The organism is Candidatus Pelagibacter communis, assembly GCF_001180105.1.
In the GTDB taxonomy this organism is placed as follows: Bacteria; Pseudomonadota; Alphaproteobacteria; order Pelagibacterales; family Pelagibacteraceae; genus Pelagibacter; species Pelagibacter ubique_K.
In genome coordinates this window covers 115,606-141,152 of sequence record NZ_CVSO01000002.1, presented here as the reverse complement: position 1 = coordinate 141,152, position 25,547 = coordinate 115,606, and the positions used below count along the sequence as shown (strand labels likewise).

32 protein-coding genes and 1 pseudogene are annotated in these 25,547 nt (G+C 30.4%); 10 read left to right on the top strand and 23 right to left on the bottom strand.

Features of this window, described 5'->3' with window-relative positions; all coding sequences use genetic code 11:
* Positions 1–64: 64 nt before the first annotated feature.
* The 3 genes from AMN84_RS00765 to AMN84_RS00755 are packed head-to-tail and all read right to left on the bottom strand — an operon-like array spanning position 65 to position 1,998.
* Positions 65–679, bottom strand: a complete 615-nt coding sequence (locus AMN84_RS00765; RefSeq protein ID WP_075482495.1) for a LysE/ArgO family amino acid transporter — start codon at positions 677–679, stop codon at positions 65–67.
* A 1-nt stretch (position 680) separates the two neighbouring features.
* Positions 681–1,334 (bottom strand): class I SAM-dependent methyltransferase, encoded by a 654-nt coding sequence (locus AMN84_RS00760; RefSeq protein WP_218836766.1) that lies wholly within the window; start codon positions 1,332–1,334, stop codon positions 681–683.
* Between the two features lies 1 nt (position 1,335).
* Positions 1,336–1,998 carry a peroxiredoxin gene (locus tag AMN84_RS00755; protein ID WP_075482491.1) on the bottom strand — a complete coding sequence of 221 codons (663 nt, stop codon included), beginning with the start codon at positions 1,996–1,998 and terminating at the stop codon, positions 1,336–1,338.
* Positions 1,999–2,073: 75 nt separating this feature from the next.
* Between AMN84_RS00755 and AMN84_RS00750 the strand changes: the two are divergent.
* The 6 genes and pseudogenes from AMN84_RS00750 to AMN84_RS00725 all read left to right on the top strand — a co-directional run.
* A pseudogene (locus AMN84_RS00750) lies at positions 2,074–2,742 on the top strand (MBL fold metallo-hydrolase); the annotation flags it as partial.
* A 216-nt stretch (positions 2,743–2,958) separates the two neighbouring features.
* On the top strand, positions 2,959–3,540 hold the full coding sequence (gene epsC, locus AMN84_RS00745; RefSeq protein WP_075482489.1) for a serine O-acetyltransferase EpsC: 582 nt from the start codon (positions 2,959–2,961) through the stop codon (positions 3,538–3,540).
* A gap of 1 nt (position 3,541) precedes the next feature.
* The gene (locus tag AMN84_RS00740; RefSeq protein ID WP_075482487.1) at positions 3,542–4,543 is read left to right on the top strand and encodes a cysteine synthase A; all 1,002 of its coding nucleotides are present in this window, start codon (positions 3,542–3,544) and stop codon (positions 4,541–4,543) included.
* A gap of 170 nt (positions 4,544–4,713) precedes the next feature.
* Positions 4,714–5,001: a DUF1330 domain-containing protein gene (locus AMN84_RS00735; protein ID WP_075482485.1), complete on the top strand. Its 288-nt coding sequence runs from the start codon at positions 4,714–4,716 to the stop codon at positions 4,999–5,001.
* 13 nt (positions 5,002–5,014) lie between these two features.
* Complete coding sequence (locus AMN84_RS00730; RefSeq protein WP_075482483.1) at positions 5,015–5,431, top strand: hypothetical protein; 417 nt, start codon at positions 5,015–5,017, stop codon at positions 5,429–5,431.
* A gap of 18 nt (positions 5,432–5,449) precedes the next feature.
* Complete coding sequence (locus AMN84_RS00725) at positions 5,450–5,671, top strand: DUF2798 domain-containing protein (RefSeq protein WP_075482480.1); 222 nt, start codon at positions 5,450–5,452, stop codon at positions 5,669–5,671.
* Positions 5,672–5,673: 2 nt separating this feature from the next.
* Here AMN84_RS00725 and AMN84_RS00720 read toward each other — a convergent pair whose 3' ends face one another.
* Both AMN84_RS00720 and AMN84_RS00715 read right to left on the bottom strand, forming a co-directional pair.
* Complete coding sequence (locus tag AMN84_RS00720) at positions 5,674–6,009, bottom strand: DMT family transporter (RefSeq protein WP_075482478.1); 336 nt, start codon at positions 6,007–6,009, stop codon at positions 5,674–5,676.
* 3 nt (positions 6,010–6,012) lie between these two features.
* Positions 6,013–6,405: a carboxymuconolactone decarboxylase family protein gene (locus AMN84_RS00715; RefSeq protein ID WP_075482476.1), complete on the bottom strand. Its 393-nt coding sequence runs from the start codon at positions 6,403–6,405 to the stop codon at positions 6,013–6,015.
* Positions 6,406–6,481: 76 nt separating this feature from the next.
* Here AMN84_RS00715 and AMN84_RS00710 point away from each other — a divergent pair, with 76 nt between their 5' ends.
* Positions 6,482–7,360: an NAD-dependent epimerase/dehydratase family protein gene (locus tag AMN84_RS00710; protein WP_075482474.1), complete on the top strand. Its 879-nt coding sequence runs from the start codon at positions 6,482–6,484 to the stop codon at positions 7,358–7,360.
* On the opposite strand, the gene AMN84_RS00705 is transcribed toward AMN84_RS00710, so the two are convergent.
* On the bottom strand, positions 7,357–8,142 hold the full coding sequence (locus AMN84_RS00705; RefSeq protein ID WP_075482472.1) for an inositol monophosphatase family protein: 786 nt from the start codon (positions 8,140–8,142) through the stop codon (positions 7,357–7,359). The genes AMN84_RS00710 and AMN84_RS00705 overlap by 4 nt on opposite strands.
* 83 nt (positions 8,143–8,225) lie before the next feature.
* On the opposite strand from AMN84_RS00705, the gene AMN84_RS00700 reads away from it, so the two are divergent.
* Positions 8,226–9,326, top strand: coding sequence for a TauD/TfdA family dioxygenase (locus AMN84_RS00700; protein ID WP_075482672.1), 1,101 nt, complete (start codon positions 8,226–8,228; stop codon positions 9,324–9,326).
* Here the strand turns inward: AMN84_RS00700 and AMN84_RS00695 are convergent, their stop codons facing one another.
* From AMN84_RS00695 to AMN84_RS00685, 3 genes are read right to left on the bottom strand one after another with little or no spacing between them, the layout of a single operon-like run.
* On the bottom strand, positions 9,327–10,346 hold the full coding sequence (locus tag AMN84_RS00695) for a class I SAM-dependent methyltransferase (RefSeq protein WP_075482470.1): 1,020 nt from the start codon (positions 10,344–10,346) through the stop codon (positions 9,327–9,329).
* 30 nt (positions 10,347–10,376) lie between these two features.
* Entirely contained in the window at positions 10,377–11,084 is a 708-nt protein-coding gene (locus tag AMN84_RS00690) for a cytochrome c biogenesis CcdA family protein (RefSeq protein WP_075482468.1), read from the bottom strand.
* Positions 11,085–11,089: 5 nt separating this feature from the next.
* Positions 11,090–12,532: an NAD-dependent succinate-semialdehyde dehydrogenase gene (locus AMN84_RS00685; RefSeq protein ID WP_075482466.1), complete on the bottom strand. Its 1,443-nt coding sequence runs from the start codon at positions 12,530–12,532 to the stop codon at positions 11,090–11,092.
* A 103-nt stretch (positions 12,533–12,635) separates the two neighbouring features.
* On the opposite strand from AMN84_RS00685, the gene AMN84_RS00680 reads away from it, so the two are divergent.
* Positions 12,636–12,953, top strand: a complete 318-nt coding sequence (locus AMN84_RS00680; protein ID WP_075482464.1) for a GYD domain-containing protein — start codon at positions 12,636–12,638, stop codon at positions 12,951–12,953.
* 8 nt (positions 12,954–12,961) lie between these two features.
* Here AMN84_RS00680 and AMN84_RS00675 read toward each other — a convergent pair whose 3' ends face one another.
* From AMN84_RS00675 to AMN84_RS00655, 5 genes are all read right to left on the bottom strand, one after another.
* On the bottom strand, positions 12,962–13,312 hold the full coding sequence (locus AMN84_RS00675; RefSeq protein WP_075482461.1) for a DUF779 domain-containing protein: 351 nt from the start codon (positions 13,310–13,312) through the stop codon (positions 12,962–12,964).
* 49 nt (positions 13,313–13,361) lie between these two features.
* The gene (locus AMN84_RS00670; RefSeq protein ID WP_075482670.1) at positions 13,362–14,891 is read right to left on the bottom strand and encodes an aldehyde dehydrogenase family protein; all 1,530 of its coding nucleotides are present in this window, start codon (positions 14,889–14,891) and stop codon (positions 13,362–13,364) included.
* Positions 14,892–15,174: 283 nt separating this feature from the next.
* Positions 15,175–16,026, bottom strand: coding sequence for a DMT family transporter (locus AMN84_RS00665; protein WP_075482459.1), 852 nt, complete (start codon positions 16,024–16,026; stop codon positions 15,175–15,177).
* A 130-nt stretch (positions 16,027–16,156) separates the two neighbouring features.
* Positions 16,157–17,062, bottom strand: a complete 906-nt coding sequence (locus AMN84_RS00660) for a DMT family transporter (RefSeq protein WP_075482457.1) — start codon at positions 17,060–17,062, stop codon at positions 16,157–16,159.
* Positions 17,059–17,571, bottom strand: coding sequence for a YbaK/EbsC family protein (locus AMN84_RS00655; RefSeq protein ID WP_256998134.1), 513 nt, complete (start codon positions 17,569–17,571; stop codon positions 17,059–17,061). The genes AMN84_RS00660 and AMN84_RS00655 overlap by 4 nt, the downstream gene beginning before the upstream one ends.
* Positions 17,572–17,678: 107 nt before the next feature.
* Here AMN84_RS00655 and glnA point away from each other — a divergent pair, with 107 nt between their 5' ends.
* Positions 17,679–19,085, top strand: a complete 1,407-nt coding sequence (glnA, locus tag AMN84_RS00650) for a type I glutamate--ammonia ligase (RefSeq protein ID WP_075482455.1) — start codon at positions 17,679–17,681, stop codon at positions 19,083–19,085.
* Here the strand turns inward: glnA and AMN84_RS04995 are convergent, their stop codons facing one another.
* From AMN84_RS04995 to AMN84_RS00610, 9 genes are read right to left on the bottom strand one after another with little or no spacing between them, the layout of a single operon-like run.
* Positions 19,086–19,283 (bottom strand): hypothetical protein, encoded by a 198-nt coding sequence (locus AMN84_RS04995; RefSeq protein WP_179850671.1) that lies wholly within the window; start codon positions 19,281–19,283, stop codon positions 19,086–19,088. It abuts the gene before it with no gap.
* Between the two features lie 32 nt (positions 19,284–19,315).
* The gene (locus AMN84_RS00645; RefSeq protein ID WP_075482453.1) at positions 19,316–19,645 is read right to left on the bottom strand and encodes a HesB/IscA family protein; all 330 of its coding nucleotides are present in this window, start codon (positions 19,643–19,645) and stop codon (positions 19,316–19,318) included.
* A complete protein-coding gene (locus AMN84_RS00640; RefSeq protein ID WP_075482451.1) occupies positions 19,642–19,941 on the bottom strand; it encodes an SUF system Fe-S cluster assembly protein in 300 nt (99 codons plus the stop codon). The genes AMN84_RS00645 and AMN84_RS00640 overlap by 4 nt, the downstream gene beginning before the upstream one ends.
* Positions 19,942–20,412 carry a Fe-S cluster assembly sulfur transfer protein SufU gene (sufU, locus tag AMN84_RS00635; RefSeq protein ID WP_075482449.1) on the bottom strand — a complete coding sequence of 157 codons (471 nt, stop codon included), beginning with the start codon at positions 20,410–20,412 and terminating at the stop codon, positions 19,942–19,944. It lies immediately after the preceding gene.
* On the bottom strand, positions 20,412–21,629 hold the full coding sequence (locus AMN84_RS00630) for an aminotransferase class V-fold PLP-dependent enzyme (RefSeq protein WP_075482447.1): 1,218 nt from the start codon (positions 21,627–21,629) through the stop codon (positions 20,412–20,414). Before AMN84_RS00630 ends, sufU begins: the two co-directional genes overlap by 1 nt.
* The gene (gene sufD / locus AMN84_RS00625; RefSeq protein ID WP_075482445.1) at positions 21,619–22,869 is read right to left on the bottom strand and encodes a Fe-S cluster assembly protein SufD; all 1,251 of its coding nucleotides are present in this window, start codon (positions 22,867–22,869) and stop codon (positions 21,619–21,621) included. Before sufD ends, AMN84_RS00630 begins: the two co-directional genes overlap by 11 nt.
* The gene (gene sufC, locus AMN84_RS00620; RefSeq protein WP_075482444.1) at positions 22,869–23,603 is read right to left on the bottom strand and encodes a Fe-S cluster assembly ATPase SufC; all 735 of its coding nucleotides are present in this window, start codon (positions 23,601–23,603) and stop codon (positions 22,869–22,871) included. Before sufC ends, sufD begins: the two co-directional genes overlap by 1 nt.
* Positions 23,603–25,039 carry a Fe-S cluster assembly protein SufB gene (gene sufB, locus AMN84_RS00615; protein WP_075482443.1) on the bottom strand — a complete coding sequence of 479 codons (1,437 nt, stop codon included), beginning with the start codon at positions 25,037–25,039 and terminating at the stop codon, positions 23,603–23,605. The genes sufC and sufB overlap by 1 nt, the downstream gene beginning before the upstream one ends.
* Positions 25,039–25,461, bottom strand: a complete 423-nt coding sequence (locus tag AMN84_RS00610) for an Rrf2 family transcriptional regulator (protein WP_075482442.1) — start codon at positions 25,459–25,461, stop codon at positions 25,039–25,041. The genes sufB and AMN84_RS00610 overlap by 1 nt, the downstream gene beginning before the upstream one ends.
* Between the last annotated feature and the right edge of the window lie 86 nt (positions 25,462–25,547).

Here is a 25,547-nt window from a genome sequence, read left to right as displayed (position 1 = left end):
ATATATTTAGTGATTTTTTTTTAAAATCCAATAGGTCTAAATTGACGTTTAGAAACCTTTTATATCAATAGAAATTGAGAATAGTATTTAAGACATAAAGAGACAAAACAGTCATAAAAATAATTACAAATATATTTATATAAAACCAGGTTTTTTTATTATTAAAATATTTAGATAAAGAATTAGCTAGATAACCAATGGTAAAAAAAAATAAAAAAGAAGATATAGTAGCACCTAAACCGAAATATATTTTATTTACCAAAGAAAAATTTTTAGAGAAATTTCCTAAAAAAAATACTGTATCCGAATAAACGTGCGGATTTAAATATGTAAACCCTAAAGTTTTAAAAAGAATACTTTTAAAAGTTTCATGAGTTTTATTAGTCGAGAAATTAATATTTGAAAAACTTAATTTTATTTTAGAATAAATAAAATGTAATAGAAATAATAATAATAGAGTATTTAATATCAGTTCAATTGTTTGATTGAAGTAGCTTTGAAAATATTCAAATAAGATAATACCTAAAAAAATTAAGATATAATCAGAAATTGAACAAATTAAACAAACTAAAAAAGTATATTGTCTCTTTAGTCCCTGTTCTATTACAAATATATTTTGGGCTCCAAGTGCCAAAATTAGACTTAAACCAGTAAAAAAACCAATTACCAAGTATTCCATATTAAATTTTTTGATTAATAACTAATGATAATTTTCTAGGAAAACTTCCTTCATCAAAATGATTGATACTTAAGTTTTTAAATCCTATTAATAATTTTTTAATTTTTTCATCTGAAAAATAATGAACAATATATCCATTCATTTCGTATAAATCTTCTCCATGATATATCCCCTTTTTATAGTCAGCATCTCTATAGTTTCTCGCTGTATAAATATTTAGAGAATCTTTTTTCAAAACTCTGCAGATCTCATTATTTAAATTTTCTAATTCAGAGTATGTGAAAGCCATACAATAAAGCATATGAGAGTAACAACCTTCAAAACTATTATCTTTAAAATTTAATTTTTGTCTTAAATCATGTGTTTGAACATTTATAAAATCAGTCAATCTCAAATTGCTTGATTTATCTTTGATAATTTTAATTGCAGATGGACTGTAATCTAATGCTGTTACTTTAATAGAATTTTTAGCAAAATAAATAGTATCTCGTCCTAGTCCTGCACCAAGTTCAATAATATGTTTTATATTATTTTTCTTAAAATTTTCTAAGGCTATTTTTGCAGAGTGGCTTGGTTCAGAACCGAACATCTCAGGCTTACTTGAGAAACTTTTTTCCCAATGCTGAGATTGTTGGTTTAAAAGTTTTTTGTCCAATCTACTTAGACGGATCTGGAACTTTTCTTAAATAAGGTTTAATTGCATTCCAACCTTTAGGAAACAATTTTTTAGCTTCATCATCCTTAACAGCAGGTACAATGATAACTTCCTCACCTTTTTTCCAATCAGCTGGAGTTGCTACTTTATGTTTTGCAGTTAACTGCATTGAGTCTATTGATCTCAATAATTCCATAAAGTTCCTTCCAGTTGCCATTGGATAAGTTAAGAACAAACCAATTCTTTTATCAGGTCTTATAATGAAAACTGTTCTAACTGTTTGATTGTCAACAGCAGTTCTGCCCATTGAAGTAGTTCCTGCATCACCTTCTAACATGTTATAAAGTTTTGCAATTTTAAGATCTTCATCAGCTATGATTGGATAGTCTGGTTTTTTTCCAGTTACATCTTTTATATCTTCTAACCACTTTACGTGATCTGAAACTGGATCAACACTTAGACCTATTACCTTTACATTTCTTTTTTCAAATTCAGGTTTTAATTTTGCAAGAGAACCTAATTCTGTTGTGCAAACAGGTGTGAAGTCTTTTGGGTGTGAAAATAAGACACCCCAACTATCACCTAGCCATTCATGAAACGAAATATCACCAACTGTTGTTTTAGCTTTAAAGTCAGGCGCTAAACTATTTATTTTTAGAGTCATTTACATCTCCTTTTTAAAATCAAATTATATGCAAGATTGATTTGCTATGCAATTTTTTATAAGATGATTATTAATATGATTTTTGAACAACTATTTGATAATAAGTCTTCAACCTATACGTACATACTGTCAAGTGGAGAGGGTCGTGAAGCTTTAATAATCGATCCGGTAATAGAACACACTGAAGAATACCTAAAACTTTTAGAAAAACTAAAATTAAAATTAGTAAAAGTAATTGATACACATATTCATGCTGATCATATTACTGGACTTAATGAGTTAAGTAAAAGAACTAGTTGTACAAAAATAATGGGTGAAAATTCTAAATCTGAAGTTGTTGATTTAAGAGTGAAAGAAAATGAAAAAATTAAATTAGATGGTATTGAATTAAAAGTTTTGTACACTCCTGGACATACAGATTGTTCGTATAGTTTTTTAATGGAGGACAGAGTTTTCACTGGAGACACTTTATTAATTAATGGGACTGGAAGAACTGATTTTCAAAATGGAAATGCTAAACAACAATACGATTCATTGTTTAATAAATTGCTTAAACTTCCAGAAAGTACAATAGTTTTTCCTGCGCATGATTATAATGGGAAAAAAAATTCTACAATTGGAAATGAAATAAAAAATAATCCAAGATTACAAGTAAATTCAATAGATCAATATGTAGAGATTATGAATAATTTAAAATTAGCTAATCCAAAAATGATGGATGTGGCTGTACCTGCAAACGTAAAAGGTCTTACTTTAAATCAAATTTAAAGCGACAAAATTTGGGTTGATTATTCAGTTATTAGCTCTATATATTAATTATGGCTTGCGACAATTCAAAATGTATTTGCACAAACTGTACTAACGACACATGTGCTTGCGATGGGGATATGCAATGTAATTGCAAACCTGAAAGTGTTTGCTGTTGTTGCAATTAGTAAGCTAATTTAATTTCACAAAATTATGAATGAATTTTTAGAGTCTATAATTAAGAGAGATCCGGCTGCCAAATCAAAGTTAAGTATTATCTTAACTTATCCTGGTGCTAAGGCTGTTTTTTTTCACAAAATTGCAAATTTTTTTGCAATTGCAAAATTTCATTTAGTTGCAAGAATAATTTCTCAATTTTCAAGATTTTTAACTGGTATAGAAATTCATCCAAGAGCCAATATTGGGAAAAATTTATTTATAGATCACGGAATGGGAGTTGTGATTGGTGAAACTTCAGAAATTGGGGATAATGTAACAATCTATCATATGGCAACGTTAGGTGGCATCTCACCAAGCGTAAACTCAAATGAACAAAGAAATATTAAAAGACATCCAACACTTAAAGATAATGTTGTAGTTGGGTCTGGTGCACAAATACTTGGGCCAGTAACTGTTGGCAAAAACGCAAAAATTGGTGCAAACGCAGTTGTCACAAAAGATGTTCCAGAAAATGCAGTGATGGTTGGAATACCAGCGAAAAATGTTGCTGAAACTTCTGGTTCGGATGAGAACTTTAAACCTTATGGTATAACTTCTGAAAGTGATAAAAGTTGATATGAAAAATGCTCAAAATAATTTTATTGAGGGAATTGGAAATACACCATTAGTTAAGTTAAGAGCTGCATCCGAAATTACTGGATGCAACATTTATGGCAAAGCAGAATACTTAAATCCAGGTGGATCCGTAAAAGATAGAGCGGCCTTAGCATTGATTAAAGACGCTCAAGAAAAAAAATTAATTTCAAAAGGTGGAACGATTGTTGAAGGTACCGCAGGTAACACTGGTATTGGTCTTTGCTTAATAGGAAATTCTATTGGGTATAAGACAATTATTGTGATGAATGATAATCAAACTCAGGAAAAAAAAGATATGTTAAAGAACATGGGAGCTGATTTAAGGTTAGTCCCCCCTAAACCATACAAAGATGATGGCAATTATGTAAAAGTAGCGGGTAGACTTGCGGATGAATTAAAGAGTAGCAACAATCACGGAGTGGTTTGGGCTAATCAATTTGATAATACCGCTAATTCTAAAGGACATTATGAGACGACAGGGCCAGAAATATGGATGCAAACTGATGGAAAGGTTGATGGTTTTGTTTGTTCATCAGGCACAGGTGGAACTATTGCTGGTGTAAGTAGTTTTTTGAAAGAAAAAAACAAAAATATTAAGATTTATTTATCAGATCCTGCTGGATCATGCCTTTATAACTACATTCAAAATGGGGAATTAAAAGGTGAAGGTAATTCTATAACTGAAGGTATAGGATCTAGTAGAGTTACAGCTAATTTTGCTGAAGCAAAAATTGATGGTGCCTTCTCAATTGAAGATAAAGAGTCTTTACCAGTGTTATATGACCTAATTCAAAACGAAGGTTTAAGTTTAGGTACAAGTTGTGGTGTAAATATTGCTGGAGCTATTAGACTTGGTAAAAAATTAGGACCGGGTAAGACAATTGTTACTATTCTTTGTGACAGATCAGATAAATACAACTCTAAGCTGTTTAATAAGAAGTTTTTACAAGAAAAAGGTCTTCCAATTCCCGCTTGGATTTAATTTTTTTTCGCGCACTTTTTAATAATTCTTTTACATAACAATAATATTGTAGTTAAATAATTTTATTATTTAAGATTATGAACGAACTACTTAAAAAAAATTTCTTCTCATTTTTATTAATCATACTGTTCAGTTTATTTATTTTTTCATTAGCTTTGGCATTTTAGCAAATGAGCGGCTACCTAATAGCTCAACTCAACATGACAGACAAAGAAAATTTTAAGCTTTATGCTGAAACAGTGCCTGAATCTGTAAAAAAATTTGGTGGTAAGTACTTGGTTAGAGCTGGAGAGTTTAAATCAATGCAAGGAAAGTGGGATTTCACAAGAAATGTAATTATTCAATTTCCAACTTATGAAAAAGCGTTAGAATGGTACAACTCTGACCTATACAAGCCATTAAAGGAATTGCGCCAAAAGGGATCTGAAGGTAATATAATAATTATTAAAGGGATATAAAAAAGGAGATAACATGATAGATAAGTTTGGAAATATATTTTACTTAATAATATACTTAGTTCATTTCATTATTGTTGGAAGCTACGCATTCCAATTGGTTTTCGGAACTCAAAAATTTCTTGAAGGTAGAGGAGTAGATAAAACAGCTACTTTAATAACAAGATTTGCTGGTTCGTTCATGATTGCAATGGTTTTAATGGCAATATATATCGCTTTCATAAGATCGGGTGGTTTAGATGCTACTTGGGCATTTTTTAATTTAGTTTTTATAATTAATGTCACAATATTATGTGCAAATTTTTATACTTTAAAAATTGATAAAACTGGTTTGACTGAGAAAACTAGAAATGATGGAATATATGCCCCATTAGTTCTGGTTATTATTAGCGCTGTTCTTTGTTACGGATTAGCTGATAAAATTTACGTATAGAAATTAATAAATTATCGAATGTTTCCAAAAAAATATTCTAATTTATTATTTATCTTAATCATGGGCTTTGGAATGAGCCTTATGATGACACTAATCATCACGTACATTAACACAGGGATGGATAGTGAATACATAAATAGATTTTTGAAAGCTTGGGTAGTTAGTCTTCCTATTGCAATTGTAGCTGCCTTGGTAGTTGGTCCAATAACTAAAAATTTTGTGGATAAGATTACTAAATAAATTTAGTTTGTTTTGCCTAAAAAATTAACCAGTATCACACCAATTATAATCAAAGAAATACCTATAATTCCGTATATGTTTGGAACCTGATTATATTTCAATATTCCGAATATTGTTACGGCAGTTATAGTTAAACCTCCATATGTTGCGTAAGTAAAACCAACAGGTATTGTCATCATTGCTTTTGCTAGAAAAAATATACAAAGAACAATTGTTATTATACACATTGCGGTTGGTACAAGGTTTGTAAATCCATTAGTAGTTTTTAAAAAGCCATTAGAAGTAATTCCTAATATTACAGCTAACAAAAGATATGCATATCCAAGAATATTCGTCATAGTTTATTTATAAATTTTATCTACCTCAACTTGATACGCTTCAACAAGTTTATTGTTTTGATTAGCAATACCAACTACATCTATCATCTCTTTAATCATCTCGTCAGATGCGCCCTTTTTTTTAGCAGCAAAAGTATGTGATCTAGTACAATAACTGCAGCTATTTGTAATTGATACAGCAACATAAATTAATTCTTTGGTAACTGAGTCTAGTGCACCATCTTTCATAATTTGTTTAAGATTATTCCATGTTCTCTCTAAAAGTTGTGGGTTATGTGCTATAGATTTCCAAAAATTTGGAATTTTAGTAATTTTTCTAGTTTTCTTAATTTCATTAAAAATTCTTTTAACTTTTGAATTTGCTTTTTTTTCATTTATTGGTTTAAAAATTTCCATATTCCCCCTCTTTTTTAATACATTTTAATTTAGTTATTTACATAAATAAATATTTAAATTAATAAATAAAAAGCTAATGAGCTCAAAAAAGATAGTAATCACAGGTGGTGCAGGTTTTGTTGGTACTAATCTAATAAAATTACTTTTAAAAAAAACAAGATACAAACTAATTTCATTAGATGATTACAGTTCAAGTTCACGTAAAAACCATATTAAAGACTCTCGAATAAAATACATAAACGCTCACACAAAAAATATATCAGCAGTATTAAATCCAAAACAAATACATTCAATTTTTCATTTTGGAGAATTTGCTAGGATTTATCAAAGTTTTTTACAAATGGATAAATGTATTGAATCTAACTCAATTGGAACAAATGCAGTTTTTAATTTCTGCCTTAAAAATAAGATTAAATTAGTTTACAGCGCAACATCTGCATCACTTGGCAATAAAGGAAACGACAAAAACCTATCTCCGTATGCATTTACAAAATCAAAAAACTTAGAGTTATTAGAGAATTTAAAAAAATGGTATAATTTCAAATATGAAGTTATTTATTTTTATAATGTTTATGGTCCTAATCAAATTAGTAAAGGAAATATGGCTACTGTAATTGGAATATTCGAAAACTGTTACAGAAAAAACAAAGCTTTACCAGTAGTTAAACCAGGATCTCAATCAAGAAGATTTACACATATAGATGATACAGTTAATGTTTGTTATGTCGCTTGGAAAAAAAATCTATGTAGGCATTATAGTATTTCCCATAAGCAAAGTTTTACGATTTTAGAAGTTGCAAAGATGTTTAAAAAACGAATTAGGCTTTTATCAAAAAGACCCGGTGAAAGATATGCATCAGCACTTACTACAATGAATTTATCAAATAAAGTTTATAAACACTTCGGTAAAATAAAACTCAGAGATTATATTAAATCTTTTATTAATAATAATTAATTTAGGGGTCTAAGCATTTTAAGCATCTTAGAGTGCAAGATTTTGTTTGGAGAGACCAAAACATTTCCACTTTTAAAGTTAAATTGATTTTTCCAATTTGTTACTATTCCACCTGAAGCCCTTATGATTGGTATCAATGGAAAAATATCCCAAATTTTGTTTCCACATTGGAAGACAACATCGATTTTACCCTCGCAAAAGTGAGAATAACTTAATGCATCCATGCAAGGAAATTGCATCATAGGTAGAATTTTTTTAACTTTCTTGAGCTTTTCCAAAGAAAAATGACCATGAAAATTTCCAGAAAGTTTTATCTTTTTAAAATTTTTTTCTTTTGAGGATCTTAATTTTGTCTTTTTGTTATCCCTAAATAAAAAAGCCTCTTTAGTGTTTTTATTTATATAAAATTTATTTAGTTCAGGAAAATTTGCTAACCCAAAAATTGGTTGTCCTTTATAACAAACAGCTACAAGATTACTCCACGAAGGATTTCCAATTACAAAAGATCTTGTCCCATCAATTGGATCTATTATCCAAGAGTAGTCACTTTTAGTTTCTTTCTTTCCAAATTCTTCGCCAACGATAGAATGAGTTGGGTATCTTTTATAAATCTTTGATCTTATGAATTTTTCAAATTTTTTATCAGCTATAGTGACCGGGTCATATTTAGAGCCTTTACCTTTGTTAATGGCCTTAAAAGGTTTGTTTAAATTCTTTTTGTAAAATCTATTTAAGTCTTTAGCTAAAGAGATTAAAAATCTGTAAAATTCAATATTTTTCATTTGTTTTGATTTATCTTGAGATCTTATTACTATTTAATTTTGCTTGATTAAAGCTATTTTTTGGTGAAATGTTGATTGTAGATATGAAAATACAATTAGAAAAGAATAACAAAATATTTGTGTTTCTAGGATCAGAAAAGAAAGAATTGCATCCTATTTGGTTAAGAGAAAGAGTGTCTGAAAAAGAACATCTAGATGCTAATACAGAACAAAGATTATTTGATCCTTCATTTCTAAAAAATATAACAATTAAAGATGTTAAAATTGATAATGATCTTTTAAATCTCGAGTTTAGTGATGGAGTAAAGTCTAAATTCGACATTAAAAAAATTGAAAAAGAGTTTTCTTCAGATGAGGAATTAGATAAATTAATGCAGCCAACGCTTTGGAATTCTGATCTAAAGAATATAAAGAATTTTAAATATAATGATAATTTTTTAGAAAGCGGTGAGATGCTTGAGCTTTTAAAATCATTCTATAAAAATGGTTTTATTATTATTTCAAATGTTCCAACTAAAGATAATTTTATTGTAAATTTTGCTAATTCAATTGGTAGCATTAGAAGAACAAATTTTGGTGAATACTTTAATGTTAAGTCAAAACCAAATCCAAATGATTTAGCTTATACGCCCCTTCCTCTTTCGCCTCATACTGACAATCCTTACAGAAAACCAGTTCCCAACATCCAGTTACTACATTGTATTGAAAATGAGGTTAAAGGTGGATTTTCCACTCTTGTCGATGGATTTGCAGTAGCAGAAAATTTAAAAAAAGAATTTCCTGAATTTTTTAAAATACTAACTGAGGTAAAAGTCAAATTTAGATTTGCAGATAAAAATGTTGTTTTAGAAAATTATGGAGAACTTATTGAATTAGATCAAAATAAACGAGTTAAACAAGTAAGATTTAGTACCAGACTAGATTTTGTTCCAGCCTTAGAAAAAGATAGGCTAGACTTATATTATAAAGCAAGAAATAAAATTTCAGAAATTTATAACTCAGATAAATTTTTAATAAAATTCAAGTTAAATCCAGGTGACTTGCTGATGATGGATAATTATAGATTACTTCACGGTAGAACAGAATTTAATCCTAATGAGGGTAGTAGATTTTTACAAGGTTGTTATATAGATTATGACTCTTCAGAAGGTAAACTGAGACACTTACTAAGAAAATTTAGTTAATTAGATTTTTTTGAAAGCTAAGCTTTTTGAAAGATAAGCATTCTTAGAGTAAAAAAGTTCTAGTCCACTTTGTCTAGCAACGTTAGCAAGATCTTCTCTTATATATTTAGGATAATAAGGTTCGTGTGTCGAATAAGGAAAAAATTCTAATAGCGGATTTAAAATTGGATTATCATCCATTTGTAAAGAATCTGTTAAAATAAAAATCCCTCCTTTTCTTAAAACTCTTGAAATTTCACTAAAAATTTTTTTTCTAATAGCAGAGGGAACCTCATGAAAAACGTAGGTAGAAGTAACAATGTCATAAGACTTCTCATCAAATGGAAGCTCTTCCCCTTTGCAATTTACAAAGTTTATATCTGAGAATTTCTTTAATTTTTCTTTAGCAACATTTAAATATTCTTCAGATAAGTCAGAACAAGTGACCTCTAAATTTTTAGTATTTAATTTATATGTTTCAATTATATCTCCTGTGCCAGTACCAATATCCAACAACTTTGTCCTTGGCAAATTTTCATCTTTTATGAATTTAATTAAGGGGATCATTGAAAATCTTCGCATTGTTGCAGCGCACCCTGAAAATAAAGTCTCGACTTGAAACTCATACAATCTTGCAGATTTTTCACTTAAATATCCATCAGTTTGGTAATGGAAATTTCTTAAGAAATATTTTGGTAAATCTTTATTCGTTTTGACTTCAGAGAATTTTCCTGATGTTCTTCTTTTATCAATTTTTGGTAAATCAAGAAAAAAGTCAAAACTCCCTTTGGCTGTATTTATTAAATCTTTTAATTCTGTCTTTGGTATTTTATAGAATTTTGAATTAATTAGTTTTCTTTCTTCATTTAAAAGCTTCATCATTTCAAAAAATAGTTTTTTACCTGATGGCATCTTTCCATAAAATGGAGGTGGATTAGACTTATCTATTTTTATAGGTGTCGCATACTTAAAAGAAATGATGTAGTGCGCAGAGTACCAGATAAACTTACTAGATTGATTTATTAAATAACTTAATGACATATTTTAATTATACCAAAAAAGAAGATTTTTTTAACCAAGATTTTGTAAAAAAGGTAAAGATTTCAATAAATAAAAACCCACTGCCTGAAGTTGATTTGTAAGTATTAAAATACCCGTTACCAATAAAATAAATCCACCAGTTTTTGAAATAATATTGATATTTCTTTTTAGGTTTTTTGAAACAAGCATAAATTTTTGTATCAAGAAACCAGATAAAATAAATGGGATCGCCAGCCCTAATGAATAAAATAACAATAATAATACTGCTTTTAATAATGTTTGTTCAACAGCTGCAAGAGCTAGTATGGAACCCAATATAGGTCCAATACATGGAGTCCAGCCAAAACCAAAAGCCATTCCAACTAAAACAGAACTAAAAATATTAGCGCTTTTTTGTGTTTGAAATCTTTTCTCAAAGTTCAGGAAGTTTAAGTTTATTATTCCAATTATTTGAAGAGAGAAAAAGATAATAACTAAACCAGAAAATATTCTTAACTCTATTGAATTATTTAACAAAATTTTTCCTATTAGAGAACTAGTTGCACCAAATGCAATAAAAATTAAAGAGAAGCCAACTGTAAAGAGAACTATTGGTATTATATTTACCTTTTTTTCCTCAAGTAGTTCATTTAAAGATTTTCCCGATACATAAGATATATACCCAGGTATTAAAGGTAAAACACATGGGGATAAAAAACTTAGAAGGCCTGCACCTAAAGCCAAAATTAATTCTGTCATTTAGATCAACCTTTTAAACCAAGGTGAGTATACTTAACATTGAGATAATCTTTTATGGCCATAGAACCACCTTCCCTTCCGTATCCTGCTTGTTTGATACCTCCAAAAGGTGCTTCTGCTAAAGCTACTAAAGGTGTATTGACTGCCACTGTTCCGGTTTCCATCAACTCTGAAGCTCTATGTGCTTTTTCCATAGAGTTGGTACAAATATAACTTGATAATCCTAATTCATGATTATTAGCTCTTTCAATTACTTCATCGAAACTTTTAAATGATAACATCGGAACCAAAGGTCCAAACGGTTCTACTTTCATAATTGTAAAATCATCTTTAACATTATCAAAAACTGTAGGTTCATAAAAATAACCTTTGTTAAAACCTGATGGTCTTTTCCCGCCTAATAAAACTTTTGCACCCTCTTTTTTTGTTGTCTCAACTAATTCTTCAATTTCATTTAATCTTTTTTTAGTTGTTAAAGGTCCAAGTTGTACTGAAGGATCCATACCGTCACCAATTTTTAATTTCTTAGTTTTTTCTACAAACAAGTTAACAAATTCATCTTTTTTATTTTCTTGAATGTAAAATCTATTGGGTGAAATACAAACTTGGCCATTGTTTCTAAACTTTGCAGCTATTGCCATGTCGGTTGCTTTTTTAATGTCTGCATCATCAAAAACTATAAATGGAGAGTGACCACTTAATTCCATTGTAACTCTTTGAACTTTATCTGCTGCCTGTTTTAAAATTAACTTACCAACTCTTGAAGATCCTGTAATTGAAATCTTTTTAACTATATCAGAGGCAATTAATTGTTGGGCGATACTTGGAGGGTCCCCTGATAATAAATTTACAACACCTGGAGGAACCCCACATTCTCTACAAATTTCAACTTGTTCCATAACAACTCCAGGAGTTATGACATCTGGTTTAACAATTACTGAACAGCCGGCTGCTAATGCTGTAGAAATTTTTCTAGCAGATAAAACTAGTGGAAAATTCCATGGAACTAGTGCTGCTACTACCCCAACGGGTTGGTAGTAAACATGAACTCTAGTATCTTCAAATCTACTTTCAACTGTTTGACCATAAATTCTTTTTGTCTCCTCTGCATTCCATTCATAAATATCTGCAGCGCCATTAACTTCACCCTTTGCTTCTGCAAACGGTTTTCCAACTTCAAGAGTCATCCATTTAGCAAGTATGTCTTGCTTTTCTCTCATCTTGTCAGCAATTCTTCTTAAAATATAAGCACGTTGCCATGGTGGTGTTTTTTTCCAAACCTCTAATCCTTTTTGAGCAGACAACAAAGCTTTATCAACATCCTCAGATGAAGCTTTAGATGCTTTACCAATAACTTCCTCATTTGCTGGATTGATAACTTCATAAGTTTCGCCTGTAGATGATTTGTGCCACTTACCATCTATGAATTGACCATATTTTTCGTACATAATTTAATCTAACATGACCTTTTAAAGTGTCTAGTGTGCAAATAAATCATATCAACAAAACCCATAAACTCGATACTATAAACCTAAATATAAGGAGTAAAATATGAAAGCGTATATAATGGGTAACTACACTGAAAAAGCTTTTCAAGGATTTTTGAAAGATCCAGGAACTGACAGAAAAGCAGTTGTAGAACAATTAACAAAAGCTATGGGTGGAACAATGCATAGTATGGACATTGTTAGAGGATCTTATGATTTTGTAGTTGTTGCAGAACTTTCATCTTTTGATGATTTTGCTGCGATAAAACTTGTTGTAGAAGGATCAGGTGCTGTTAAAAATTTAACAATACTTGAGGCTATTGATTTTTCAAAAGCTACTGCTAAAGCAGGTAAAATTGGTTACAAAGCCCCAGGACAATAAAAGATTATTTAATTTTTTTTGTCGTTATCAACGACTAAGCAGATTTCTGATTTAGTCAGAAATCTGCGACCTGTTCCGTTATCTAAAGAGAACATCCCGCCAATACCATTTACTGCATCAATAGTTAAATCAGTATGTTTCCACTTTTCATATTGGTCATCATTCATATAAAAAGGAACTCCACCTATTTCTCCTAACTTAACATCGCTGTTTCCAACCATGTACTCTTTTTTAGGATAGCACATTGGAGCACTTCCATCGCAACATCCACCCGATTGATGAAATAAAAGCTCCTCACCGTGTTGAGCTTTAATATCTTCAATTAGTTTTAATGCTGATTCTGTTGCTTTTACTTTCATAAATATACGGCCCGTGATTTCTCACGGGCCATTATATATTAATTATCTTTTAAAAGAAGCCTAATTTCTTTTCACTGTAAGACACGTGTAAGTTCTTCACTTGTCTGTAGTGGTTAAGCATCATTTTATGAGTTTCTCTTCCGATACCAGATTGTTTATATCCACCGAAAGCAGCATGAGCAGGATAAGCATGATAACAATTTGTCCAAACTCTACCAGCTTGAATTTCTCTACCCATTCTAAACGCAAGATTTCCATTTCTAGTCCATACTCCTGCACCTAAACCATAAAGAGTGTCATTAGCAATTTCTAATGCTTCTTTCTCATCTTTAAATTTAGTTACAGAAACAACTGGTCCAAAAATTTCTTCTTGGAATATTCTCATATTATTTTTACCTTCGAAAATAGTTGGCTCAATGTAGTTTCCTTTTTCTAAACCACTATTGATTTTTGCAACATTTCCTCCACATAGAACTTTGGCACCCTCTTTCTTACCTAAATCAAGATAAGATTTGATTTTTTCCATTTGTTCTAATGAAGCTTGCGCACCAATCATTGTCTCCATTTTTAAAGGATTGTCTTGTTTTACAGCTTTAGTTCTAGCAATAGCTTTTTCCATGAATTTGTCATAGATAGACTCTTGAACTAGTACTCTACTTGGACAAGTACAAACTTCTCCTTGGTTTAATGTAAACATTGCAAAACCCTCTAAACACTTGTCAAAGAAGTCATCGTTTTTTTCCATGACGTCTTCGAAGAAAATGTTTGGAGATTTACCACCTAATTCTAAAGTTATTGGAATTAAGTTTTGTGATGCATATTGCATAATCAATCTACCAGTTGTTGTTTCTCCAGTGAAAGCAATTTTTCTTATTCTCTTAGAAGATGCTAAAGGCTTACCAGCTTCTAAACCATAACCGCTTACAATGTTAACAACACCTTTTGGTAAAAGATCACCAATTAACTCCATCATTACCATGATAGACGCTGGAGTTTGCTCTGCAGGTTTCAATACCACACAGTTACCAGCAGCTAATGCCGGAGCAAGCTTCCAAGTTGCCATTAGTAATGGAAAGTTCCAAGGTATAATTTGACCAACTACACCAAGTGGCTCAGGAATATGATAAGAGTATTCACCGTTACTGATTTCAGCAACTGAACCTTCTTCTGCTCTTATTACTCCTGCAAAATATCTCCAGTGATCTATTACAAGAGGTAAGTCAGCAGCCATACATTCTCTGATTGGCTTACCGTTATCTAAACATTCTGCTACTGCTAATGTATTTAGATTTTTTTCTAATACATCTGCTATTTTTAATAGAATGTTTGATCTTTCAGTGATTGATGTCTTTCCCCAAGTTGGGAAAGCTGCGTGAGCTGCATCTAATGCTGCATCCACGTCTTTCTCGTTAGATCGCGCAACTGAACAGATAACTTCATTTGAGATCGGAGAAGTATTATCAAAATACTTTCCAGATTTAGGCTCTACAAATTTTCCATTAATGTAGTTTCCGTATTTTGCTTTGAACGGAAATTTAACCTTCAAATGAGAGGTATCTAGAACAGAAGACACTTTCATCTCTGCACTCATTTTTCCTCCATTTGTTTTACGTTTTTTGAGTTTTGGCTTAAGAATTTTTTTTCTGTTTACTTTTTTAGAAAGTTTTCTAGTCGCTTTTTTAAAAGTTTTTGATCTTTTCTTAATCGACTTTTTTGTTTTCTTTCCTCTTTTTTTAACAGCTTTTTTTTTCTTCTTAGCCATTTGTATAAATTCAATTTAAGCCCTTTTTGGACATGATGTAAATGCGCAAAATATATTTCAATTTTTGGTTGAAATGTTTTTTTTCAATAATTTGAATGATTTAAGATTTTCTTGTTGCGATAAAAACCCCAAGTGATGCAACAATAAAACCTAATATGTCAATTAAAGATAATTGTTCATTTAAAAATATCCAAGCAATTAAAGCAGATGTTGCAGGTATTAAAAAGAATACTGTTACTGTTTTACTTGCTGAATTATTTTTGATTAGAAACATCAATATTGTGAATGCCCCAAAAGATACAAGAAAAATTTGATGACCCATTGCTATTAAAAAACTTGAATTGAATTCAATAAACGGATCTACGAAAAATAGGATTATTATTAAATGAAAAAAACACCCTCCTGCAGCCTGGTAAGTGTTGCTAACAGGTAAAGGGATATTGCCACTAAACTTTTTTTGGAAAAGGGTAGCAGTTGTAATGGATATTAAAGCAATGAATGAAGCAATAATTCCGATGGTTGGCAAAGTTCCTCCTATGTCTATTCCTAAAACTAATGCTGAACCAATAAAGCCCAATGCTACACCTAACCATTGTTTCCAACCAACGTTTTCTCTAAGAAAGGGCCCTGCTAAAGCATTTGTTAAGATCGGTTGCATTGTTACAATAAGTGCAGTTATGCCAGTTGGTATACCCTTTGAAATGGAAAAAAAAACACCTCCTAAATAAACTCCATGAAATAGAATTCCACTTGAAAAAGACTGAACGAAGTCCCTATTATTTAGTTTCAACGACAAGTTTTTGTAAACACAGTAAATAAAAAAACCAATAGCAACTATAAAAAATCTAAATGCCAAAGCTGCAAAAGGATCACTGTTATCTACTATTGGCTTTGTAGTAACAAAAGCTGAAGACCATAATAAAATAAAGATAAGAGGTAAAAATTTATTCATTTGTCTGGTGAACCTATATGATTTTCACGTGAAACCACAGAAAAACCTAAAGTTGAAAATATTATTGAATTATCAATCAATAACAACATTTGGTATGTTTTACATAAATTCTTCTATTTCTAATTGAAATTCAAATTTTGAATTGGTTCAAAATTTTTTTTGATTGAGTAGACTTTTTAACAAAATAAATTCCAATTACTATTGCAAATAAAGCAACTATTACTTTGAATGTGATAATTTCATTTAAAAATATGTAACCTAACATAACTCCAAAAATAGGTATTAAATAAGCGACCTGTGACTGAAAAACCAAACCATTATCTTTTAAAATTTTAAATCTTAAAACCCAAGCTAAGCCCGTAGCTATAATTCCTAAATACGTAATTGAAATTACTGATGTCAATGATGGATCATAGTTCCATGGTTTTTCAAAATAAAAACATATTGGTAATAAAATTATTGTTGCCCAAATTAAGATAGATGCGGTGACATTTTCATTTTTTTTATGACTTATTTTTAAAGTTAGTATTCCACCAATAACGTATCCTAAAGATCCTAGCAAAATACATAGTGCTGAAAATAGATTGTTTTCATTAATCAAGAAGTTGTCAGAAAACAGATACACTATGCCTGCAAAACCAATAGAAACTCCTATAACTTTGAGCAAGTTAATTTTTTCTTTCTTGATAAAAAAATGTGCAAGTAAAGTCGACGTCAAGGGAGAGGTAGACATTAATATTGCGGCCAGATTGCTTTGAACGTTTTTAACCCCATAAGCAATTAAGAAAAAAGGGAAAACTAAATTAACAAAACCTATTGCTGCAAACCAGGGCCAGTCTTTCGAGAAAACTTCAATTTTTATATTTTTGTAAAAGCATAAAATGATTAAAGGGAGAGATCCCAAAAAAACTCTTATAAATGCAATGGTTATAGGACCGAACGAGTCCGTGGCTAATTTGATATTAAAAAAAGCAGAGGCCCAGACAATTGCTAGAAAAACCAACAATGAATAATCTGATAAAGTAGGTTGTCTCATTCAGTAATGTCTTCAATCCTTCCTTTTGTAATATCTTTTAATTTTGAAAAATTTATCTTGAATATACTGTTTGGATGACCTGCTGCAGCATATACATCATGAAATCTCTCAAGTGTCTTATCTATAATAATATTTAAGTCATTTATATGACCTACGGGTGAAACACCACCAATAGTAAAGCCAGTTTGAGCTTTAACTTCATCTGCACTTGCCATTGAAACATCTTTTTTTGAAATCACCTTTTTAAGTTTATTGAGAGAGCACCTTTTATCACCAGAAACGAGACAAATTAGGAATTTTGTTTCTGCTCGAAATACTAAACTTTTAACTATAGCGCCCTCCTCACAGTTTAAGGCATTAGCCGCATCTTTTGCTGTTCTGGCAGTTTCTTGAAGAATTTGCACTTTCAAACTTTCATCAAATATTTCCAAAGCTTTGATTACTCTCTGAACTGGTTCTTTGTTGATAATTTCTTCCATTTTCAACTTTTCAGTGATTGTAATACCCATATATTTCTTGTTAAGTCCTATGCTTAAATTGCATAGGAGATATTAATTAAAAACGAGATTAAATTATAATTTTTTTTGATAGTAATCCATGAAATTAAAGGAATTTTATGAGCGCTAAAGACGTTTTAAAAACACTAAAAGATAAAGAGATCGAGTACGTAGATTTAAGATTTACGGATCCAAGAGGTAAACTTCAACATGTCACTATGGATGCGAAAATTGTAGATGATGAAATGCTAAACGAAGGTATATTTTTTGACGGATCTTCAATCGCGGGGTGGAAGGCAATTAACGAGTCTGATATGATATTGAAACCTGATTTAAGCAGGTTGGTTGTTGATCCTTTTACATCACATAACACTTTAAATATTTTTTGCGATATTTTAGATGCAATTAAGAAAGATCCATATGAGAGAGATCCAAGAGGCACGGCAAAAAAAGCTGAAGCTTATTTAAAACAATCAGGAATTGGAGATAAAGCGTTTTTCGGGCCAGAAGCAGAATTTTTTGTATTTGATGATGTTAAATACAAAAATGATATGAATGAAACAGGTTTTAAAATCGATAGTACAGAAGGTCCTTACAATACAGGTAAAGATTATCCAAATGGTAATATGGGTCATAGACCTGGAATTAAGGGTGGATATTTTCCAGTCCCTCCAGTTGATAGCGCTCAAGACATGAGAGGTGAATATTTAAAAGCTATGAGAGATATGGGTATTAAAGTTGAAAAACACCACCATGAAGTAGCTCCTAGCCAACACGAGTTAGGAATGTACTTTGGTACTTTGGTAGATCAAGCTGATAATCTACAACTTTATAAATACGCAGTTCATATGGTTTCTCACTCATTTGGGAAAACAGCTACTTTTATGCCAAAACCTGTCAAAGGTGATAATGGTTCAGGTATGCACGTGCACCAATCAATTTGGAAAGGTGATAAAGCATTATTTTCAGGAGACAAATACGCGGGACTATCAGACCTAGCGTTAAATTACATTGGTGGAATTTTAAAGCACGCAAAAGCTATCAATGCATTTGCGAATGCAACTACTAACAGTTACAAAAGATTAATTCCTGGTTTTGAAGCTCCTGTGTTATTAGCTTACTCAGCGAGAAACAGATCTGCATCATGTAGGATACCAATTACATTAAGTAAAAAAGCAGCAAGATGTGAAGTAAGATTTGGTGATGCTGCTGGGAACCCATACTTAACGTTTGCGGCAATGTTAATGGCTGGGCTTGATGGAATTAAAAATAAAATTGATCCAGGTAAATCTTTCGATAAAGATCTTTATGCATTATCAGAAGCAGAGGTTAAAAAAATTCCAACTGTTTGCGGCTCTTTAAGAGAAGCAATGGAAAGTTTAGATAAAGATAGAGATTTCTTAAAACAAGGAAACGTATTCACTGATGATCAAATTGATGCTTACATCGCATTAAAATTTGAGGAAATACACAACTTCGAACACACACCACACCCTATAGAGTTCGACATGTATTACAGTTGCTAATTACTGATCAGTTGATGCAATCTTATCTTTGTTAGGACCTTTTTTTACCACGTAATCTTGTGTCCCGTTTGCACCTGCTTCAACAGATTTAATCAGAGTTCTAAAAAAAGACTTTCTCTTTTCTTTTTTGTCTTCTGACTTCAGCAAGTTTTTAAATTCAAAAAGATTCATTAACATTATATTACTAAAGATATGCATTTGTTGCAATGCTGATATGCTCAAAATGGGATTTAAACCTTAAAGGACTCTCCACACCCACAACGCTCAGTTTCATTAGGGTTATTGAATACAAAAGAGGATGAAAACTCCTCCTCTTTAAAATCCATTGTAGTACCTAACAAATACATAACAGCACCAGGATCTATAAATACTTTAACACCTTTTTCCTCAATCAATTCATCATTTGGTTTTTGAGATTTCGCATATTCCATTACGTAAGACATCCCAGCACATCCCCCACTCTTTACTCCAATCCTTACTCCTAAAGATGTTTTGTCATTTGATAAAATTGACTTAATTCTATCTGCAGCTTTATCACTAAGTTTAATTATCTGACTCATAGATTTAACTCCAATTTAGCAGCCTCTGACATCATTGATTTATCCCATGGCGGCTCCCAAACTAATTCTAATTTTGCATCCTTAACTTCATTAATACCTTTAACACTGTCCTCTACTTCTTTTGGTAGACTTTCAGCAACTGGACAATTTGGAGTAGTTAGTGTCATTTTAATTTCTACAATATTTTCTTTATCAACTTTAACATCATATATTAAACCCAAATCATAAATATTGACTGGAATTTCAGGATCATAAATTTTCTTAATTTCTTCTATTACTTTATCTTTTAATTCCATTCAATCTGCCTTCTCAGTATTTACTTCTCCAGGTTTATTTGTCATTGCTGAAATCAATGTATGCCATGGTAATGTAGCACATTTAACTCTCATTGGATATTTTTTTACACCTGATAAAGACATAAGCTTAGTTTTATCATCATCACTTATAATTTTTGATTTTAGTTCAGGGTTATCTTTTATCATTTTTAAGAAGTCTTCTATTAATTCATTTACCTCTTTTTCATCTTTATCTTTCATCAACTCTGTCATTATTGAAGCTGAGGCCATTGATATTGCACATCCATGACCTTCAAATTTAATATCTGAGATTTTTTTATTTTCATCAACTTTAAGATAAACATGAACCTTGTCTCCACATAAAGGATTATGACCTTTAGCGTCTTTATTAAAATTTTCAAACTTTCCTAAATTCCTGGGATTTTTTCCATGATCCAAAATTATTTCTTGATATAAATCTTTTAAGTCCATTATGAATTAAATATTTTTATACATTTGTTAATTGAGCTGTTTAATTGATCAAGATCATCTTTAGTATTGTAAACACCTAAGGATGCTCTAGCTGTAGCTGCTAATCCTAATTTTTCATGTAGGATTTGACAACAATGGTGCCCGGCTCTTATTGCAACACCATCTTCATCAAGTATAGTTGCTATATCATGTGGATGAACTCCATCTAATGTAAATGATAAAACTGATCCCTTGTTTTTTGGACTACCAATTAGTTTTACAGAATTATTTTTTCTTAAAATTTCTTCACCGTATTTTGTCAATTCTCTTTCATGTTCTTCAATTTTTTCTATACCAAGTTTGTTTATGAAATTAATTGACTCACCGAAAGCTATCACTTGTGCAGTTGCCATCGTACCTGCTTCATATTTATTAGGAAGATCTCCAAAAGTAATTCCTTCTTTTTTGACTTCTCCAATCATTCCGCCACCACCTTGGTAAGGTGGTAACTCTTCTAACCATTTCTTTTTAGCGTACAAAACACCAAGACCTGTAGGTCCATACATTTTATGACAAGATATTGCATAAAAATCACAATCAAGATCTTGCATATCTAATTTTAAATGTGGAGCTCCCTGACAACCATCAACAAGAACTGGAATATTTTTTGAGTGCGCCAATTGAATAATTTCTTTAATAGGAAGAATTGCACCTGTAACATTAGATAGATGAGTGATAGCTAAAATTTTTGTTTTAGGAGTAATTTTCTTTTCAATACTTTCTATACTAATATCACCGTTCTCATCTACGTCAGCAAAATTAATCTTAACACCTTTTGATTTTCTTAAATAGTGCCAAGGAACGTAGTTTGAATGGTGTTCTAATTCTGTAATTAAAATTTCATCACCTTCTTTTAAGTATTTTTGACCAAATGTATTTGCTACTAAATTTATTGCCTCAGTTGCGCCTTTAGTAAAAACTATTTCATTTGGATCTTTTGCATTTATATATTTTTGAACTAAAACTCTTGTATTCTCATATAAATTCGTTGCTGCTACAGCTAAGTAATGAACGCTACGACCCACATTTGAAAATTCTTTAGTATAAAAATCATAAATTCTATCTACAACGACTTTAGGCTTTTGGGATGAATTAGCACTATCTAAATAAACTAGATCGTTATTATGAACTTTATTATCGAATATTGGAAATTCTTTTTTGATATCTTTAATATTCATTTTTTAATCCATATAAATTTTTAATAAGTTTTTTAATTGGTTCATCAGTTATTTGATTGATTACTTCCACAAGAAAACCATTGATCAATAATTCTCTTGCCTCTATGTAACTTAGGCCCCTAGACATCAAATAAAATATTGAATTTTCGTCTAAACTCCCAGAAGCAGATCCATGTGAACATTTTACATCATCCGCGTAAATTTCTAATTCGGGCTTTGCATTAAATTCTGTTGTTTCATCAACCAATATTGCTTTACTTAATTGATAGCCATCTGTTTTTTGTGCTTTCGAGTCTACGTATATTTTTCCTTGATAGACTGATCTTGATTTATCCTCTAAAACACTTTTCACTAACTGGTAGCTTTTAGTATTCTCAACAAAATGATTAATTTTTGCTTTAATCTCGTGGTGTTTACTTTTATTTAGTGAAAATATACCATTTACAAAAGCTGAAGAGTGTTCTCCTTTTAAGTCACAAAAGATTTCATTTTTTGAAAAAGTTGATCCTTTAGATAAATAGAATGTTTCTGAAACACTATTAGAAGATTGCTTAATGTTATTAAACATATACCTAATATTATCATTTTCAAACTGATCAATTTTGTAGTTTTTTAAAATTGAATTTTTTTCTAAAGAAAAATTGTAAAAAATATTAATAAAATTTTTATTACCTTTGTCTTTTACAAGGTCAATTAATTTTAAAGAACTATTTTCCTCCAACTCAAAGTTAATTTTTAAATTTATGTTTTGCGATGTTAATTCATTATTGGTTGTGTGGTAAATAATAAGAGGTTTTTTAATTTGGTAATTTTTCTTAACTAATAATTTATAACTTTTATTTGATAAGGCATTATTCAAATTTATTAAAGAATTATCTGCTAATTGTTCATCTATATTATTTTGATTATCTAAAAATTCTATTTTACCTTTATCCTCAGAATTAAAGTCAATTTGTAAAAATTGACCATTTATAAAAACCAATTTGTTATGTTCTATTTCATTTAGTAAAATATCTTTATCAATCTCACTTTTTTTTAATTGTTCACTATAAAAATTTAATTCTCCAATTTCTTTTTTTATAATTTGATTGATATCTGAAAATTTCCAATCCTCGTCTTTCCTGTTTGGGAAACCATGGCTCGAGAACTCTTTTGCATTTAGATTTTTGAAAGCAATTTCCTTTTCAGTTAAATTGTTATTTTTTAATGCTTTCTCAAAGTCTGTTTTAAAATTTTCCATTAGTTTATATTTTCATAACCTTTCTTTTCTAACTCTAACGCTAACTCTGGTCCTCCTGATTTAACTACTTTTCCATTCATTAAAACATGAACAAAATCAGGTTTTATATAATTAAGTAATCGTTGATAGTGGGTTATAATTAAAAAAGAATTATCTTTTTTTCTTAATGAATTAACACCATCTGCAACAATTTTTAATGCATCAATATCTAGTCCTGAATCTGTTTCATCTAAAATTGATAATTTTGGTTCTAAAATAGACATTTGTAAAATTTCATTCTTCTTTTTTTCTCCACCAGAAAAACCAACGTTAAGTTGTCTGCTAAGTTTATCTTCATCAAATTTAAGATTTTTGGCTTTTTCTTTTACTAATTTGAGAAACTCTAATGCGTCTAATTCTTTTTCACCACGCGCTTTTTTAATAGCGTTTAAAGAGGTTTTCAGAAAGATGTTTGTATTAACTCCTGGAATTTCAAGAGGATATTGAAAAGCTAAAAATATTCCTTTGTGCGCTCTTTCCTCTGTTTCAAGATCAAAAAGATTTTTATTTTCAAATAAAACATCTCCAGTTACATCATACCCTTTTTTTCCAGATAAAATATTAGACAGCGTGCTTTTTCCTGATCCGTTTGGACCCATGATTGCATGAACTTCTCCAGGTTTAATCTCAAGAGAGAAGCCATTTAAAATTGATTTATCCTCAATTTTTGCATTAAGGTTATTGATCTTTAACATTAACCAACACTCCCCTCTAAACTAATACCAACAAGTTTTTGAGCTTCTACTGCAAATTCCATTGGCAATTGCTGAAGAACTTCTTTACAAAAACCATTTACAATCAAACTAACTGCTTCTTCAGAATTTAGTCCTCTTTGTTGGCAATAATGTAATTGTTCATCACTTATTTTTGATGTCGTCGCTTCATGAGCAATATTAGAATTAGAGTTTTTATTTTTTATATAAGGAATTGTATGTGCGCCACATTTATTTCCCATAAGCAATGAATCACACTGAGTATAATTACTAGAGTTTGATGATTTAGTTGAGATATCAACTAATCCTCTATATGTCATATCAGAAAAACCTGCACTAATACCTTTTGATATAATCTTACTTTTTGTATTTTTTCCTAAATGAATCATCTTAGTTCCTGTGTCAGCTTTTTGATGATTGTTTGTAATTGCTATTGAATAAAATTCTCCAACTGAGTTATCGCCTTGTAATATACAGCTTGGATACTTCCAAGTGATAGCTGATCCAGTTTCAACTTGTGTCCAAGAAATTTTAGAATTTTTACCTTTGCATAAACCTCTTTTGGTTACAAAATTATAAATTCCACCTTTTCCATCTTTATCTCCTGGATACCAGTTTTGAACAGTTGAATATTTTATTTCTGCATCATCTAATGCGACTAATTCAACGTTTGCTGCGTGTAACTGATTTTCATCTCTCATCGGCGCAGTACATCCTTCTAAATAACTTACGTAACTTCCTTTGTCCGCAATTATAAGAGTTCTCTCGAACTGACCTGTGTCAGAAGCATTAATTCTAAAATATGTTGAAAGCTCCATCGGGCATCTCACACCTGGCGGGATATAAACAAATGACCCATCAGTGAAAACTGCCGAGTTTAATGTTGCAAAGTAATGATCTGTAATGGGTATTACAGAACCTAAATATTTTTTTACTAAATCAGGATGTTTCTGAATTGCTTCAGAGATAGAACAAAAAATAATTCCTTTCTCAGTTAATGTATCTTTAAAAGTCGTAGCTACAGAAACGGAGTCAAACACTGCATCAACAGCTATACCGTTTAATCTTTTCTGTTCATTTAGTGGAATACCAAGCTTATTATAAGTCTCAATAAGTTTTGGATCCAACTCATCTAAACTTTTTGGTTTTTCTTTAAAACTTTTGGGCGCAGAGTAATAATATAAATCCTGATAATCAATTTTAGGATATTTTGGTTTCTGCCAGTTTGGCTCTTTTAAAGCTTTAACTCTATCGTAAGCTTTTAATCTCCAATCTAACAGCCACTTAGGTTCTTTTTTAATATTAGATATAAATTTAATTACATCTTCGTTTAAACCTTTGGGAGCTTTAAAGTTTTCAATATCAGTAGAAAATCCGTATTTATAATCTTTTAATTTTTCGAGTTCTTTTTCTCTCATTAATTTCTACTTTCTTTTTTCTTTACTAAATCACCCAATTTTTTATTCTCAAAAAATGAGTTAATATGTAAGTCAAGTTCATCCCACAAATTGTGAGTTAGGCATTTTGAAGATTTCCCATTGCAACCTTTTTTTGACTCTTTCTTACATCCAACTGTTTTGACTTTTTCATCCAAAGCATAAAAAATATCTGAAATTTTCAGATCGTTAATATTTTTAGATATAATATAACCACCATTTGTGCCTCTCACGCTTTTAACAATATTATTTTTTTTTAATCTTAAAAAAATTTGTTCTAAATAAAGTAAAGATATACTTTGTCTAAGAGATATATCTCTTAGACTAACTGGGTTTTTCCCGTCAAACCTTGCCATGTCAGCAAGTGCCATTACAGCATATCGTGATTTAGTATTAAGCTTCATAATCCGCAATTTATGGGACTTATATATATACCCGACTAAAATAGTCAAGATTGCATTAAAGAAAAAGACTCGCAAATTGACACTGC

Coding starts and splice junctions, on each gene's coding strand:
- AMN84_RS00700 (WP_075482672.1), top strand. CDS start 8,226: ATGAAAATACAATTAGAAAAGAATAACAAAATATTTGTGTTTCTAGGA.
- AMN84_RS00665 (WP_075482459.1), bottom strand. CDS start 16,026: ATGAATAAATTTTTACCTCTTATCTTTATTTTATTATGGTCTTCAGCT.
- sufC (WP_075482444.1), bottom strand. CDS start 23,603: ATGTTAAAGATCAATAACCTTAATGCAAAAATTGAGGATAAATCAATT.
- AMN84_RS00645 (WP_075482453.1), bottom strand. CDS start 19,645: ATGAGTCAGATAATTAAACTTAGTGATAAAGCTGCAGATAGAATTAAG.
- AMN84_RS00725 (WP_075482480.1), top strand. CDS start 5,450: ATGTTTCCAAAAAAATATTCTAATTTATTATTTATCTTAATCATGGGC.
- AMN84_RS00640 (WP_075482451.1), bottom strand. CDS start 19,941: ATGGAATTAAAAGATAAAGTAATAGAAGAAATTAAGAAAATTTATGAT.
- AMN84_RS00720 (WP_075482478.1), bottom strand. CDS start 6,009: ATGACGAATATTCTTGGATATGCATATCTTTTGTTAGCTGTAATATTA.
- AMN84_RS00675 (WP_075482461.1), bottom strand. CDS start 13,312: ATGAAAGTAAAAGCAACAGAATCAGCATTAAAACTAATTGAAGATATT.
- AMN84_RS00630 (WP_075482447.1), bottom strand. CDS start 21,629: ATGAATATTAAAGATATCAAAAAAGAATTTCCAATATTCGATAATAAA.
- AMN84_RS00735 (WP_075482485.1), top strand. CDS start 4,714: ATGAGCGGCTACCTAATAGCTCAACTCAACATGACAGACAAAGAAAAT.
- epsC (WP_075482489.1), top strand. CDS start 2,959: ATGAATGAATTTTTAGAGTCTATAATTAAGAGAGATCCGGCTGCCAAA.
- AMN84_RS00715 (WP_075482476.1), bottom strand. CDS start 6,405: ATGGAAATTTTTAAACCAATAAATGAAAAAAAAGCAAATTCAAAAGTT.
- AMN84_RS00680 (WP_075482464.1), top strand. CDS start 12,636: ATGAAAGCGTATATAATGGGTAACTACACTGAAAAAGCTTTTCAAGGA.
- AMN84_RS00710 (WP_075482474.1), top strand. CDS start 6,482: ATGAGCTCAAAAAAGATAGTAATCACAGGTGGTGCAGGTTTTGTTGGT.
- AMN84_RS00765 (WP_075482495.1), bottom strand. CDS start 679: ATGGAATACTTGGTAATTGGTTTTTTTACTGGTTTAAGTCTAATTTTG.
- sufD (WP_075482445.1), bottom strand. CDS start 22,869: ATGGAAAATTTTAAAACAGACTTTGAGAAAGCATTAAAAAATAACAAT.
- AMN84_RS00655 (WP_256998134.1), bottom strand. CDS start 17,571: ATGGGTATTACAATCACTGAAAAGTTGAAAATGGAAGAAATTATCAAC.
- sufB (WP_075482443.1), bottom strand. CDS start 25,039: ATGAGAGAAAAAGAACTCGAAAAATTAAAAGATTATAAATACGGATTT.
- AMN84_RS00740 (WP_075482487.1), top strand. CDS start 3,542: ATGAAAAATGCTCAAAATAATTTTATTGAGGGAATTGGAAATACACCA.
- AMN84_RS00730 (WP_075482483.1), top strand. CDS start 5,015: ATGATAGATAAGTTTGGAAATATATTTTACTTAATAATATACTTAGTT.
- AMN84_RS00670 (WP_075482670.1), bottom strand. CDS start 14,891: ATGAAAGTGTCTTCTGTTCTAGATACCTCTCATTTGAAGGTTAAATTT.
- AMN84_RS00685 (WP_075482466.1), bottom strand. CDS start 12,532: ATGTACGAAAAATATGGTCAATTCATAGATGGTAAGTGGCACAAATCA.
- AMN84_RS00690 (WP_075482468.1), bottom strand. CDS start 11,084: ATGACAGAATTAATTTTGGCTTTAGGTGCAGGCCTTCTAAGTTTTTTA.
- sufU (WP_075482449.1), bottom strand. CDS start 20,412: ATGGACTTAAAAGATTTATATCAAGAAATAATTTTGGATCATGGAAAA.
- AMN84_RS00660 (WP_075482457.1), bottom strand. CDS start 17,062: ATGAGACAACCTACTTTATCAGATTATTCATTGTTGGTTTTTCTAGCA.
- glnA (WP_075482455.1), top strand. CDS start 17,679: ATGAGCGCTAAAGACGTTTTAAAAACACTAAAAGATAAAGAGATCGAG.
- AMN84_RS00695 (WP_075482470.1), bottom strand. CDS start 10,346: ATGTCATTAAGTTATTTAATAAATCAATCTAGTAAGTTTATCTGGTAC.
- AMN84_RS00610 (WP_075482442.1), bottom strand. CDS start 25,461: ATGAAGCTTAATACTAAATCACGATATGCTGTAATGGCACTTGCTGAC.
- AMN84_RS00705 (WP_075482472.1), bottom strand. CDS start 8,142: ATGAAAAATATTGAATTTTACAGATTTTTAATCTCTTTAGCTAAAGAC.
- AMN84_RS04995 (WP_179850671.1), bottom strand. CDS start 19,283: ATGCATATCTTTAGTAATATAATGTTAATGAATCTTTTTGAATTTAAA.
- AMN84_RS00755 (WP_075482491.1), bottom strand. CDS start 1,998: ATGACTCTAAAAATAAATAGTTTAGCGCCTGACTTTAAAGCTAAAACA.